Origin of the sequence: Methylocystis borbori (assembly GCF_036576025.1) — a bacterium.
Classification (GTDB): domain Bacteria; phylum Pseudomonadota; class Alphaproteobacteria; order Rhizobiales; family Beijerinckiaceae; genus Methylocystis; species Methylocystis borbori.
Genome location: NZ_JAZHYN010000039.1, coordinates 17,796 through 30,452, shown reverse-complemented (window position 1 = coordinate 30,452; position 12,657 = coordinate 17,796). Strand labels below are relative to the sequence as shown.

Below are 12,657 nucleotides of genomic sequence, written 5' to 3'. Positions count from 1 at the left end.
GGACGTGCGCGCGGCGGCGCGGCGCGGAGCGGGCGCCGGCGGCGCTTCATATGGCGCGTCGAGATCGCGCGCATGCGGCGCGAAGGCCGGATAGGGGTCCATGTCGCCAAAGCTCGGCTCGACGCGGGGATATTGAGGCGCGGGAGGCCGCTCCCGCGTCGTCGCCCGGCGCTTGAGAGCGCCCAAGGCTCGGAGCGCCCAGCCTTTGAACGACAGGCCGAAATGGATGAGCGCGCCAAGCGAAATAAGCGCGACGCCGGGTTCGCCCTGGGCGTCGTCGTCATCTTCCGGGCGCCCCTTCACATCGCCGTCGTCTTCGAAGGCGTGCTCGCGAAGGTCGGCCTCGGATTCAAATCCGATTCCCGACGCCCCGGTTAGGGCCAAAATGGCGACGAAAGCGGTAGCGAGGCCGAAAACGGCCATGACGGCGCCCGAACCCGCGAACATGGTGCGCGGCACGGCGAGGATGGCGTCGCCGGCGACGCCGCCAAGCCCCGTCGGCAGCGGCCAGCGGTCGGTGGCGGGCAGCAGTGAGGCGGTCGCGGCGGTCGCGAAGACGCCGAGGATCCACAGAGCGAGGCGCAGGCTTGCGCGCTCGAGGCGGCGCCGCTTGATGAGACGCAGCCCCTGCGTCGCGAGCGGCAGAATCGCCGCGATCGCGCCAAAGCCGATGAGCTGCATCAGCAGATCGGAAACCACGGCGCCCGGCGCGCCGAGCAGATTGCGGACATGGCCGGAGGTGGCGTGGTTGAGGGAAGGGTCGCGGGCCGACCAGCTCACGAGCGCCAAAGTGAGCGCCGCAGCGCCGGCGACCATCGTCAGCCCGAGGATTTCCGCCATCCGCCGGGCCGCGAATTCGCGGAGTTGCTCGGTGAAGTGGCCCGTTGCATGGCTACGCATGTGAGGAGACGCCCGCTTGCTCGCAACGCCGACGACGGCGCGGCCCTGATGCGGGGCAGCGTAAAAAACCTCGGTTAAGGGCCGATTAACCCTGGCTTTCTGGTTCTGTCCCCGCCGGCGAGCGCTTGGTTCAATTCGGCGCCGTAAATGAAGATTGCCGCCAGCACGTAGAGGAAGACGATGGCGATCATGATCGAGGCGAGGCCGGCGTAGGTCGACACATAATTGCCCGCGAATTTCGCGAGATAGGCGCCAAAGCCGGCGCCGAAGCCGATCGAGGCGACAAGCGTTAGGGCCAGTCCCGGCAGGATCGTCCGCAAGGACCGCCGGCCCGCCGGCAGAAATTTATGCGAGGCGAGAAGCGCGACGGCGATGACGACGGTCGTCACGCCATAGCGCACCAGTTCATAGAGCGGGCGCAATTCATGCATCAGCCCCGGCGCGTGACGCTCGGCGATGGCGCGAGCGAGCGGCGCGAGCACCAGCAAGAAGGCGATGGCGAGGAGCGAGGCGGCGCCGAGCAGGACGAAAAGGATCGCATTGAGGCGACGCAGCCACCAGGGCCGCCTGTCGCGCACGTCATAGGCGCGGTTGAGGCCGATGCGCAGCGCCTCGACGCCGCTCGATGAGAAATAGATCGCGAGAAGGGCGCCCATCGTCAGCTTTCCGGCCTGGGGCTGGGTGAGCACATTATGAATTTCGGCCGAAAGCGGCGCGGCGACGTTCGGCGGCCAGGCGTCGAAGATGAGTTGCGTCGCCGCATCCGCCATTCCCTGCTCCCCGAAGAAACCCGCGAGCGCGGTGAGAAAGATGAGAAAGGGAAAGAGCGAGGTGAGCGTCGACAGCGCGATATGGCTGGCGATGGCCCAGCCGTCGTCACGGTCGAATCTGACATAGGCGACGTAGAAGATGCGAAAAAAAGCCATGGCTCGACAATCTAATTGGCGCGCGCGGCGTCCGCCAGATATTGCGTCAGGGGGGGCGGAACGACGCCGCCGTAAACGCCTTTTTGGGATAGGCGTAAAATATAAGGCCTAAATCCGCTTTCAAACTCCGAGCTTCGATATGAGAGGACCAATCTCGCCGACGGCGTTGCTGCGATCGACGCTCTATGCGCTTCGCGGCGGCTTTCTTCTTCGTCCCTTGGCGATCGCATTGACGCTCGGGACGTGCGGCGCCCTGCTTTCCGAATTGGAGGAAAGATTCCCCGCCATTCGTCGCCTGGTTCCAAGACTTTTGTTCCCGTCACAGGCGGACCCCCAGGTCGCGCAGGCGATTCTCACCAGCATCGCCACCTCCATGATGACGGTGGTGTCGATCGTCTTCGCCATCCTCCTGATGACGCTGACGCTGGCGTCGACGCAGTTCTCGCCGCGCATACTGGTCAGCTTTGTCCGCGATCGCGTAACGCAATGGACGCTCGGCGTCTTTCTTGGGACCTTTTCTTATTGCATCGCGGCGCTGCCCGCCGCCCGCGCATTGCCGCAGCCCTTCGCGCCGGTCGTCACGGTCGCGGGCGCCATGGCGCTCGCGCCAATCTGCGTCGGCTGGCTCGTCTATTTCATTCATCACATCTCCAACGCCATCAGCGTCAACAATATCGTCGACCGCATCCGCCGCGAGACCGAATTTGTGATCGACGAGCTGATGCCCGATGCGCGCCGGTCGATGCAGCCGCTCGAAGCGGCGGGAAAGTTTCCGGGGGAGTTGGAGATCGTTCTGCGCAGCCGCCAATCCGGCTATATCAGATATGTCGATATTGAGCGGCTGCGTCGGGCCGCGAAAACCTTTGGAGTCTGTTTGCGCCTGGAGCGCCGCGTTGGCCATTTTGTTCCCGAAGGCGTGGCGATCATGAGACTTTCGCGCGGCGACCGGATAACGGAGGAGCGCGCCGTCCAGCTTCTCTCTGCCATCGATATTGGCCCGACTCGGACGATGCAGCAGGATGTCGAGTTCGGCATTGTTCAGATCGTCGACATCGCCTTGCGCGCTATGTCTCCCGCGATCAACGATCCGACGACCGCGATCAGCTGCGTCGATCAACTGGGCTGCATCTTGATCCGTTGGATCAGCCGCGTCCCGCCGCGCAGCTATTATTTCGATCCGCCCCATGTATTGCGCGTCGCGGCGCCATGGATCGACTTCAACGGCCTGCTCGATCTCGCCTTTGAACAAATCCGCCACTACGCCGCCGCGGACGCCGCGGTCAGCTTGCGGCTGATGCGCGTATTTGGAGACATTGCGACGACGGTGAGCGATCCCGCGCTCCATAAAATTCTCGCGGAACGCGGCCGTCGCGTGCTCGCGGGATGCGAGGGGAAAATCGAGGACGGCGACTTGCAAAGGCTACGGCGGCGATTGTCCTTGCTTGAGGCCGGCGTCGCCGAGGAAGACGCCGTCGCCGGACCGTGACAACGGCGCCAGCGCGCGTTTTTCCGAATATTCCCTTTATGCGAGACGGATTAGTCCTTATCAGCGGCGAATTCCGGTTCGATCCCGCGGACCGGCGTGGGTCCCGGACATTCGTCACGATCCATATCCGATATCGTCTAATTGGGGGCGTTGATGGGGAGTAGCGCGGCAATGACGGAAGACCGGGGCGCGCGCCTCGGCGCGCTCGCGCTCGGCGCTTTGGGCGTCGTCTATGGCGATATCGGCACCAGCCCGCTCTATACGATCAAGACGGCCATAGAATGGTCGGGCGGCGCGCTCGCGCCGGCGGAAGCGCTCGGCATGTTCTCGCTGATCGTTTGGACGCTCATCATCATCACGTCGATCAAATATGTCGCCGTCATCATGCGCGCCGACAATGACGGCGAGGGCGGCATTCTCGCGCTGATGTCGCTGCTCGGCGTCAAACACGGGCGCCGTCCCGTCGTTATCGCCATCGGAATGCTCGGGGCCGCGCTCCTGTTCGGCGACGGCGCGATCACGCCGGCGATCTCAGTTTTGAGCGCGCTTGAGGGATTGAAGACGCCGGCGCCTGCGATCGCGCCCTATGTCGCGCCGCTCTCGGTGCTGGTTCTCATCGGTCTATTCAGCTTTCAGTCGCAAGGCACGGCGCGCATTTCGAAGCTCTTCGGCCCGGTCATGACGCTTTGGTTTATCATTATCGGCGCATTGGGCCTGGGCGGCGTCGCCAAACATCCCGAGGTGCTTTGGGCGCTCAAGCCCGCCATAGGCCTCGACTATCTCGCCGCGCATGGGATGGCTGGATTTCTCCTGCTCGGCGCGGTGTTCCTGTGCGCCACGGGCGCCGAGGCGCTTTACGCCGACATGGGGCATTTCGGCCGCCGGCCGATCCGGCTCGCCTGGTACGGGCTTGTTCTGCCCGCGTTGGTGCTGAATTACGCGGGTCAGACCGCGCTTCTTGTCGACCGTCCCGTCTCCGCCTCGGCCAACCCGTTCTTCGATCTTTGTCCGCCCGCGCTGCAACTGCCGCTCGTCGCTCTGGCGACGCTCGCGACCGTGATCGCGAGCCAGTCGATTATCACCGGCGCTTTCTCGATGACGCGCCAGGCGATCCAACTCGGGCTGCTGCCGCGCGTTCACATCGTGCAAACATCCGAGGAAAGCTACGGCCAGATTTACGTCGGCTTCGTCAATTGGGCGTTGATGGCGCTCACGCTGATCCTGACCATCTCCTTTCGTTCGTCGGAACATCTCGCCGCGGCGTTCGGAATCGCCGTTTCCTTGACCATGCTGCTGACAAGCATTCTGATGTTCATGGCGATGCGCGAAGTGTGGCGCTGGCGCCTCGTCGTGAGCCTCGCCATGGCTGGCCTCTTCGTCCTCATCGACGGCTCATTCGTCGCCGCCAATATGGCGAAATTCTTCGAAGGCGGATGGATTCCGCTCGCGACCGCGGCCATCCTGTATTTCCTGATGAGTTGCTGGGCGGAGGGCTATGCGGACATGCGCGCGGCGCTGGAGCGCGACACTCTCCCGATACCGAGTTTCATTGCGCAATTTCGCGGCAAGCCGCGCGTCAAGGGAACAGCGGTCTATATGTCCAGCCGCAGCGACGTCGTTCCGGTTCCGCTCCTGCACAATCTCAAGCATAATAAGGTTCTGCACGAGCGCATCGTGCTTCTGCACGTCGAGACCGAACAAATGCCGCGCGTCGATCCTTCGCTGCGCGTCGAGTCAACGGCGCTCGAAGACGACTTTTTCGCAATGACCATCCATTACGGGTTCATGGAGCAGCCGGACGTTCCTCGCGCGCTGCTCCTCGAAACCCCCGCCGTTCCGTTTCGCTTCAACATGATGGAAACGTCGTTCTTCGTCGGCCGGCTAACGATCGTGCCGATCGGCCTGTCGAAATGGCGGATATTCAAGCTCAGAATCTACCAGTTCCTGCACCGCAACGCGCTTCCCGCGACGGAGTTCTTTCAAATCCCGCCGGGCCGCGTCGTCGAGCTTGGCGGCCAAGTCGAGATATAGCGGCGTTCACTCGCCGCGCGATCGTTTAACATGCACTTCGAGCGTGAGGCATTTCGCGCCGCCCCCCGCTTTCAGGAATTCCGAAAGAGGCGTGACGACGGCCGTAAAGCCCGCCGCCTTCAGCCGCGCCCGCAGCCCGGGGGAGCAGTCATTCATGAAGACGCGCTTGTCGATCTCGACGGCGTTGCAGGCGAAGGCGCGCGCGTCTGCCTCGCCGACAGCGATAAGTTTTTCTTTCGGAACGAGCGCTTCGATCCTATCTCGCGACGCCTCGTCGAAGGCTTCCGGATAATACATCAGCCATCCGTCCGAGAGCGGGCAGAAGCAGGTGTCGAGATGGTAGAAACGCGGATCGACAAGTCTTAAGCCCACCGCTTCCCGATCGAAGATTTTTTCCAGCAACGCGGGCGCGTATTCGCTGGAGCGCCAGCCATGGCCGCACCAGATCAGGCGCTGCGCGCGGTCGGGCAGAGCGTCGCCAGCGCCTTCGAAGGCTACATGGTCCGGCCAGGGCGCGACGGAAAAGTCGTGGCGCTCGAACCAGTCGCGAAAGAAACGCTCCTCGGCGCGTCTTTCCTTCGCATGGAAACGGCTGACGACGACGGCGTCGTCGATGGCGAGTCCGGCGTTCGCGGTAAACACCATGTCGGGAAGACCGGCCGTGGGCGCGACGAAAGCGAGATGCGTCGTCTCGGCAAGGCGCGCGCGCAGATTGTCCCATTGGGCGCGCGCCTGCGGCAGGGCGGCGCGGCCGATCTGGTTTTCCATCCACGGATTGATGACGTAATCGACGCCGAAATGATCGGGCGCGCACATGAGGATGCGGCGCTGCGCCGAAACGGCGCCGGGCAGGAGCGCGGCTGCTTCGCTTTCGTCAAGCGGGCGAAAGGGCGCGTCCAAAATCTCGCGTTCGAGAGAAAGCTTCATCGACGTCTCCGTTTCGGTCAATTGGCGAGTGGGGCGGGCGCGCGGCGACGCTCATCGCGGCGCGCTTGCGCCTCGAAGGGCCGCAGCAGGCTGAAGAGGTCCTTGGGATTTTCGGGCTCCGCGATCAGCTCGATCTTGCGTCCGATTCCGGTTTCATGGGCGAGATCGCGCAAAAGCCGCAGGACGGAGAAATCCTCGATGGCGAAACCCACGCTGTCGAAGATCGTAATGGAGTCCGGCGCGACGCGTCCGGGCCGTCGGCCGGCGACGACATCGTGCAGCTCGGTTACCGGATGGTCGGCGTCGAGCTGCTGAATCTCGCCCTCGATGCGGGTCTGCGGCGCATATTCGACATAGATGTCCGACCGCAGGAGAAGGGCGCGCGCAAGCTCCGTTTTGCCGGGGCAGTCGCCGCCGACGGCGTTGATATGCGTTCCCGGCGCGATCATGTCCTCGGTCAGGATCGTCGCGAATTTCTTATCGGCCGTGATCGTAGTGACGATATCGGCGCCTGCGGCGGCGCTTCGCGCATCGCCGCAACGGACGATCGAAAGGGGAGAGCCCGCCATATTGCGTTCGAATTTATCCGTCGCCTCCTCATCGATGTCGAAGACGCGCAGCCGATCGATCCCGAGGACGCTTTGGAAGGCGCTCGCCTGGAATTCGGATTGCGCGCCGAGGCCGATCAGCGCCATGGTCCGACTGTCCGGCCGCGCCAGATGGCGCGCGGCAAGAGCCGAGATCGCCGCCGTCCGCAGCGCCGTGGCGAGAGTCATGTCGGCGAGGAGAAGCGGATAGCCGGTCGCGATATCGGCGAGGGCGCCGAAGCCGACCACGGTCTGCAAGCCGAGGCGCGCATTGCCGGGATGGCCGTTGACATATTTGAAGGCGAAGGAATCGCCGTCGCTCGTCGGCATCAGTTCGATGACGCCGACCGGCGAGTGGCGCGCGAAGCGCGGCGATTTATGAAACGCCTCCCAACGCTCGAAATCCTGACGCAGATAGTCCACAAGGCGCGGCCAGAACCGGCCGAGGCCAAGGCGGCCCACGATCTGGGCGATGTCCGTTGCGTTGAGAAAGGTCGTCATGTCGCGTGTCCCTGGCTTTCTTGAGAGAAGCTAGGGAGAAGCGACGCCAACCGATATGGCGATTATTTATCAAAACCGCTAGAAATTTGCGAAAATCGGCATACGTAACAATCATATCGCCAGAGGCTGATATGGACGATCTCGATCATCGCCTCGTCGCCGCGCTTCGCACCGACGGACGCGCCTCGCTCTCCAAGCTCGCTCAAATGCTCGGCGTGTCGCGCGGCACGGTGCAAAACCGGCTCGACCGGCTGATCGACTCGGGCGTGATTCTGGGCTTTACCGTGCGTCTCAAAAGCCTGCCCGAGACCGATCGCATTCGCGCGATCATGATGGTCGAAGTCTCGGGCAAAAACACCAAGCGCGTCGCGCAGGCGCTCCGCGGCCTCCCCGAAGTTCACGCGCTCTACAGCACCAATGGCGCTTTCGATCTCATCGCCGAAATCGAATGCGCGAATCTCGGCGAATTCGACCGGCTGCTTTCGGACGTAAGAACGATCGAGGGGATCGAGCGCAGCGAGACGAGCCTTTTGCTCGCGCCCGCTTGAGTGGCTATTCGCCGCGCTGGAAATGATCGTAAACGAGGCGCGCCGTCGCCTTGTTGACGCCCGGCACTTTTTCGAGATCGGAGAGCGCCGCTCTTGAGACGGCCTTGGCCGAGCCGAAAGCGAGCAGCAGCGCGCGCTTGCGCGCCGGACCGACGCCGACGATCTCGTCGAGCGGATTCTTCGTGAACTCCTTTTTGCGCCGCGCGCGATGCGTGCCGATGGCGAAGCGGTGCGCTTCGTCGCGCAGCCGTTGCACGAAATAGAGCGCCGGATCATGCGGCGACAGGCGGAAGGGCTCCTTCCCTTCGACGAAGAAAGTCTCGCGGCCCGAGTTGCGGTCCGCGCCCTTGGCGATCGAGGCGATGGCGACGCCCTCGACGCAAAGACCGCCCAACACCTCACGCGCGACTTCGAATTGCCCGCGTCCGCCGTCGATCAGAATAAGATCGGGTTTCGTGGGAAAGGCGTCGGAATCGGCTTCGCCCTTGTCGGCCTCCTTGGCGAGGCGCGTGAATCTGCGCGTCAGCACTTCGCGCATCATGGCGAAGTCGTCGCCCGGCGTGACATCCGCGCCGGCGATGTTGAAGGTGCGGTAATGCGGCTTCATGAATCCGGCGGGCCCGGCGACGATCATCGCGCCAATGGCCTGCGCGCCGCCCGTATGGGAATTATCGTATACTTCGACGCGGCGCGGCGCGGCGGGAAGGCCGAAGACCTCGCCAAGCGCCGCGAGCAGGCGCTTCTGGCTCGCATCTTCCGCGAGCTTGCGCCCGAGCGCCTGCCCGGCGTTGGTCAGCGCATGTTCGACGAGCTCGCGCTTCTCGCCGCGTTGCGGCGCGACGACATCGACATGTCGATGCAGGCGCGCGGAAAGCGCCTCTTCAAGCAGGGCGGCATCCTCGATCTCGTGCGAGAGCAGCACCAGCCGCGCGGAAGGATGCTCCTCGTAGAATTGCGCGAGAAAGGCGTCGAGAACCTCCGCTTCTGAAAGGCTCGCGTCGGCGCGCGGAAAATAGGAGCGGTTGCCCCAGTTCTGATAGGCGCGAAAAAAGAAGGCCTCGATGCAGAATCGCCCCGCCTCTTTGGCGATGGCGAAGACGTCCGCTTCCTCGACGCTGCGCGGATTGATCCCCTGCGCGCCCTGTATCGCCGAAAGCGCAGAGATGCGGTCGCGCAGCCGCGCCGCGCGCTCGAATTCGAGCCGCTCCGCCGCTTCGGTCATTTCGCGCGCCAGTTGCTCGCGCACGCTGCGGCTTTTTCCTGAGAGAAAATCGCGCGCCTCGCGCGCCAGCTCGGCGTAATCCTCGATCGAAATCTCGCCGGTGCAGGGCGCCGCGCAGCGCTTGATCTGATAGAGCAGGCAGGGCCTGGTGCGATTGTCGTAAAAGCTTTGCGCGCAGGAGCGCAAAAGAAAGGCGCGCTCCAGCGCGTTAAGCGCGCGATTGACCGCCCAGACGCTCGCGAAGGGACCGAAATAATCGCCCTTGCGCACGCGCGCGCCGCGATGCTTCAAAATCTGCGGCGCCTCATGATCCATGGCGATCAATATATAGGGAAAGGATTTGTCGTCGCGCATCAGCACGTTGAAGCGCGGCTTCATCTGCTTGATGAGATTGGTCTCGAGCAGCAGCGCGTCGGTTTCGGTCTCGACCGAGATGAACATCATGGAGGCGGTCGCCGAAATCATCCGCGCGATGCGGTTCACATGGCCGGCGAGACGCGTATAGCTCGCGACGCGCTTGCGCACATTCTTGGCCTTGCCGACATAGAGCACCTCGCCATTCTCGGCGATCATGCGATAGACGCCGGGTCCGTTCGGCGCATGTTTCCAATATTTCCTGATGACCTCGACGCCTCGCTTGACGCTTTCCGGCGTCTGCGGCGCTTCATCCTCCGGGCGCGTCTCGTCGGCCGCTTCGGGCGCAGAGTCGGCTGCGTCGAAAACGTCGTCTTCCTCAGGTGGAAGGTCGCGCGGAGAGAGGGGCTTGGCGGTCATCCGCCCTAGATTTATCCGCCGCCGGCGCGAATGGGAAGCATCCCTTTCGGGCGCCGTTAAACGAGCCTGCGCCAAGAACCGTCGAGAATCAAGAAGCGCGCGGTCTTGACGTAAATCCGGCTTGCGCTTCCACCACCGGCTGGCCAAAGTCGCGCCGAAGCTCGATGTTGGCGACCAAAGAGGGATGGAATGCAGGTAGCGCGGGTCAATGCCAAGGCGATCGTTTTTCCGTTTTTGGCGCTCGCGCTCGCGGGCGCCTTCGCGCTCGGGGAGCAACAGCTTGCGCAGCTTCCCGCCGCCATGGCGGCCGCCCCGGTCCTGGTCGCAATCGTCGTGCTTGTGGGGGCGGTTCTCGCCGCGCTACGGCATGCGGAAGTCATCAGCCTCAAAATCGGCGAGCCCTATGGCACCCTTGTGCTCACCATTTCGGTGACCATCATCGAGGTCACGCTGATGGCCTCGATGATCCGACATGGCGCGGACGATCCAACCGAGGCGCGCGAGGCGGTGTTCTCGGCGATCATGATCGTCTGCAACGGCCTCGTCGGCCTCTGCCTGCTCCTTGGCGGTCTGCGTCACCGCGAGCAGGAAGTGCATCCGATGGCCGCGAGCGCCTATCTTGCGGTTCTCAGCGCCCTGTCGATTCTGACGCTCGTGCTCCCGAACTACACGAACCCGAATGGTTCGCCGGCGCATACGGTGGTTCAACTGCTTTCCGTGAGCGTGCTCTCGCCGCTCCTCTATGGCGCCTTTCTTTTCATGCAGACGGTCAGGCATCAGTCCTATTTTCTGGATGCGCATGCGGCCGCCCTGCGGCATAGTCTTGAAAAACCGTCGCTCACGCAGACAGGCGTCGCGATCGTCGGAATGGCCGCGAGCCTGGTCGGCGTGGGGCTTCTCGCACGGCACGTCGTGCCCGGACTCGAGGACTCGCTTCGCTGGGTCGGGGTCGAAGACATAAATCCTGTCACCGGCGCGGCGTTGGCGATGCTGGTGCTGTTGCCGGAGTCGCTGAACTCGCTCCGCGCGGCGGCCCAGAACGCCCTGCAGACGGCTCTAAATGGCGCGCTCGGCTCCGTCGTCTCCACGATCGGCCTAACGGCTCCGGCGGTGGCGATAATGAGTCTCGCGATGGACCGGCCCATCATATTCGGCCTCGATCAGCGCGACACGCTGTTGCTGACCCTCACGCTCCTCTTGAGCGTCATCAGCTTCGGTTCTGGGCGCACCAATGTTCTGACCGGCCTCGTGCATCTCGTCGTTTTTTCCATCTATGTCGTTTATCTATTCGTGCCCTAATATCCATCGAAGGCAATAAAGGATGCGCATGATGAGCGACGAAGAGCCGATCCTGTATTACGCGCCGTACACGCGCGCCTCATGTGTTCTGACGCTGCTCGAGGAATTGGAGGCGCCTTATAAATTGCGCGTGTTGAACTTCGAGCTTGGCGAGCAGCGCAAGCCGGAATATCTCGCGGTCAATCCGATGGGAAAGGTTCCGGCGATTGTGCATAATGGCGCCCTCGTCACCGAATTGGGCGCGATCTTCATCTATCTCGCCGACGCCTTTCCGCAAAAGAAACTGGCGCCGCCGATCGGCGATCCGCTGCGCGGCCCCTATCTGCGCTGGCTCGTGTTTTACAACTCCGCCTTTGAGCCGGCGGTAGTGGATCGATCCTTGAAGCGCGAGCCGGCCCCGCTCCGCACGAGTCCTTACGGCGATTTCGAAAGCGTGATGGCTCTCATCGATGCGCAACTCAAAGACGGCCCCTATCTCTTCGGCGAGCATTTCACTGTCGCCGATATTTTATGGGGCGTTGCGCTACGCTGGACGGTCGGCTTCGGCATCGTCCCGGCGACGCCGCAGATCACAGCCTATTACGAGCGTATCGCGGCGCGCCCTTCGGCGGCGCGCGTCGCGCAGACGGACGACGAGCTTCTCAAAGTTCACCAGGCCGCGGCGGCTGCGGGCAAATGAGGCGTCTTCCCTCTCAATACGCCTCCGTCGCGCTTCGCGCGCCTTCAAACCTCACCATTCGATCGGCGTCTCGCCGCGCGCGATAAGATAGTCGTTCGCTTTCGAAAAATGCTTGCAGCCGAAAAAGCCGTTATGGGCGGAAAGCGGCGAAGGATGCGCGCATTCGAGCACGAGATGTTTGCGCCGGTCGATGCCGGCGCCCTTGCGCCGCGCATAGGAGCCCCAGAGCAGAAAGACGATTCCCGCGCGCTCGCGCGACAGCGCATGAACGGCGGCGTCGGTGAATTGCTCCCAGCCCTTGTTCTGATGCGAGCCGGCTGCGTTCTCGCGCACGGTGAGCGTGGCGTTGAGCAATAGCACGCCTTGCCGCGCCCAGCGGGAGAGGTCCGGGTCGCGCGAGACCTTATGGCCGAGATCGGATTCGATTTCCTTGAAAATGTTTTGCAGTGAGGGCGGCGGGGGAACTTGCGCGCCGACCGCGAAGCAAAGCCCATTCGCTTGCCCCGGCCCGTGATAGGGGTCCTGGCCGAGAATGACGACTTTCGTCTTGTCAAACGGGCATTCGTCGAAGGCGCGGAAAATCTGCGAGGCCGGCGGATAGATTCGGCGCGCGGCATATTCGCCGCGCACAAATTCGCGCAGCTCCCCGAAATAGGGGAGTTCGAATTCGCGCGCGAGATGTTTTTTCCAGCTTTCGTCGATGCGGACGGGCTTGGTCATGACGATGTCCGCATCAGCTCAATCCGGCGAAGGCCTCGAGACGCCGCGAAGAAATAC

The 12,657-nt window shown here is 63.3% G+C and carries 11 protein-coding genes; 5 read left to right on the top strand and 6 right to left on the bottom strand.

Features of this window, described 5'->3' with window-relative positions; translation table 11 throughout:
- Both V3H18_RS12575 and V3H18_RS12570 read right to left on the bottom strand, forming a co-directional pair.
- On the bottom strand, positions 1–900 hold a 900-nt coding region (locus V3H18_RS12575; protein ID WP_332082416.1), incomplete at its 3' end, for a DNA translocase FtsK 4TM domain-containing protein.
- A 74-nt stretch (positions 901–974) separates the two neighbouring features.
- Positions 975–1,826, bottom strand: a complete 852-nt coding sequence (locus tag V3H18_RS12570) for a YihY/virulence factor BrkB family protein (protein WP_332082415.1) — start codon at positions 1,824–1,826, stop codon at positions 975–977.
- Positions 1,827–1,965: 139 nt separating this feature from the next.
- Here V3H18_RS12570 and V3H18_RS12565 point away from each other — a divergent pair, with 139 nt between their 5' ends.
- Both V3H18_RS12565 and V3H18_RS12560 read left to right on the top strand, forming a co-directional pair.
- On the top strand, positions 1,966–3,312 hold the full coding sequence (locus tag V3H18_RS12565; protein WP_332082414.1) for a DUF2254 domain-containing protein: 1,347 nt from the start codon (positions 1,966–1,968) through the stop codon (positions 3,310–3,312).
- Positions 3,313–3,483: 171 nt separating this feature from the next.
- The gene (locus tag V3H18_RS12560) at positions 3,484–5,343 is read left to right on the top strand and encodes a potassium transporter Kup (protein WP_332082413.1); all 1,860 of its coding nucleotides are present in this window, start codon (positions 3,484–3,486) and stop codon (positions 5,341–5,343) included.
- 6 nt (positions 5,344–5,349) lie between these two features.
- On the opposite strand, the gene V3H18_RS12555 is transcribed toward V3H18_RS12560, so the two are convergent.
- Entirely contained in the window at positions 5,350–6,270 is a 921-nt protein-coding gene (locus V3H18_RS12555) for a dimethylarginine dimethylaminohydrolase family protein (protein WP_332082412.1), read from the bottom strand.
- Between the two features lie 17 nt (positions 6,271–6,287).
- Complete coding sequence (locus V3H18_RS12550; protein ID WP_332082411.1) at positions 6,288–7,358, bottom strand: ornithine cyclodeaminase; 1,071 nt, start codon at positions 7,356–7,358, stop codon at positions 6,288–6,290.
- Between the two features lie 131 nt (positions 7,359–7,489).
- Here V3H18_RS12550 and V3H18_RS12545 point away from each other — a divergent pair, with 131 nt between their 5' ends.
- Positions 7,490–7,906 (top strand): Lrp/AsnC family transcriptional regulator, encoded by a 417-nt coding sequence (locus V3H18_RS12545; RefSeq protein WP_332082410.1) that lies wholly within the window; start codon positions 7,490–7,492, stop codon positions 7,904–7,906.
- Between the two features lie 4 nt (positions 7,907–7,910).
- Here V3H18_RS12545 and uvrC read toward each other — a convergent pair whose 3' ends face one another.
- Entirely contained in the window at positions 7,911–9,902 is a 1,992-nt protein-coding gene (gene uvrC, locus V3H18_RS12540; RefSeq protein WP_332082409.1) for an excinuclease ABC subunit UvrC, read from the bottom strand.
- Between the two features lie 189 nt (positions 9,903–10,091).
- On the opposite strand from uvrC, the gene V3H18_RS12535 reads away from it, so the two are divergent.
- Together V3H18_RS12535 and V3H18_RS12530 are read left to right on the top strand one after the other, a co-directional pair.
- Positions 10,092–11,201 carry a calcium:proton antiporter gene (locus V3H18_RS12535; RefSeq protein WP_332082408.1) on the top strand — a complete coding sequence of 370 codons (1,110 nt, stop codon included), beginning with the start codon at positions 10,092–10,094 and terminating at the stop codon, positions 11,199–11,201.
- Positions 11,202–11,229: 28 nt separating this feature from the next.
- Positions 11,230–11,880: a glutathione S-transferase family protein gene (locus V3H18_RS12530; protein WP_408631785.1), complete on the top strand. Its 651-nt coding sequence runs from the start codon at positions 11,230–11,232 to the stop codon at positions 11,878–11,880.
- Between the two features lie 51 nt (positions 11,881–11,931).
- On the opposite strand, the gene ung is transcribed toward V3H18_RS12530, so the two are convergent.
- Positions 11,932–12,600, bottom strand: coding sequence for a uracil-DNA glycosylase (ung, locus tag V3H18_RS12525; RefSeq protein WP_332082406.1), 669 nt, complete (start codon positions 12,598–12,600; stop codon positions 11,932–11,934).
- Positions 12,601–12,657 lie beyond the last annotated feature (57 nt).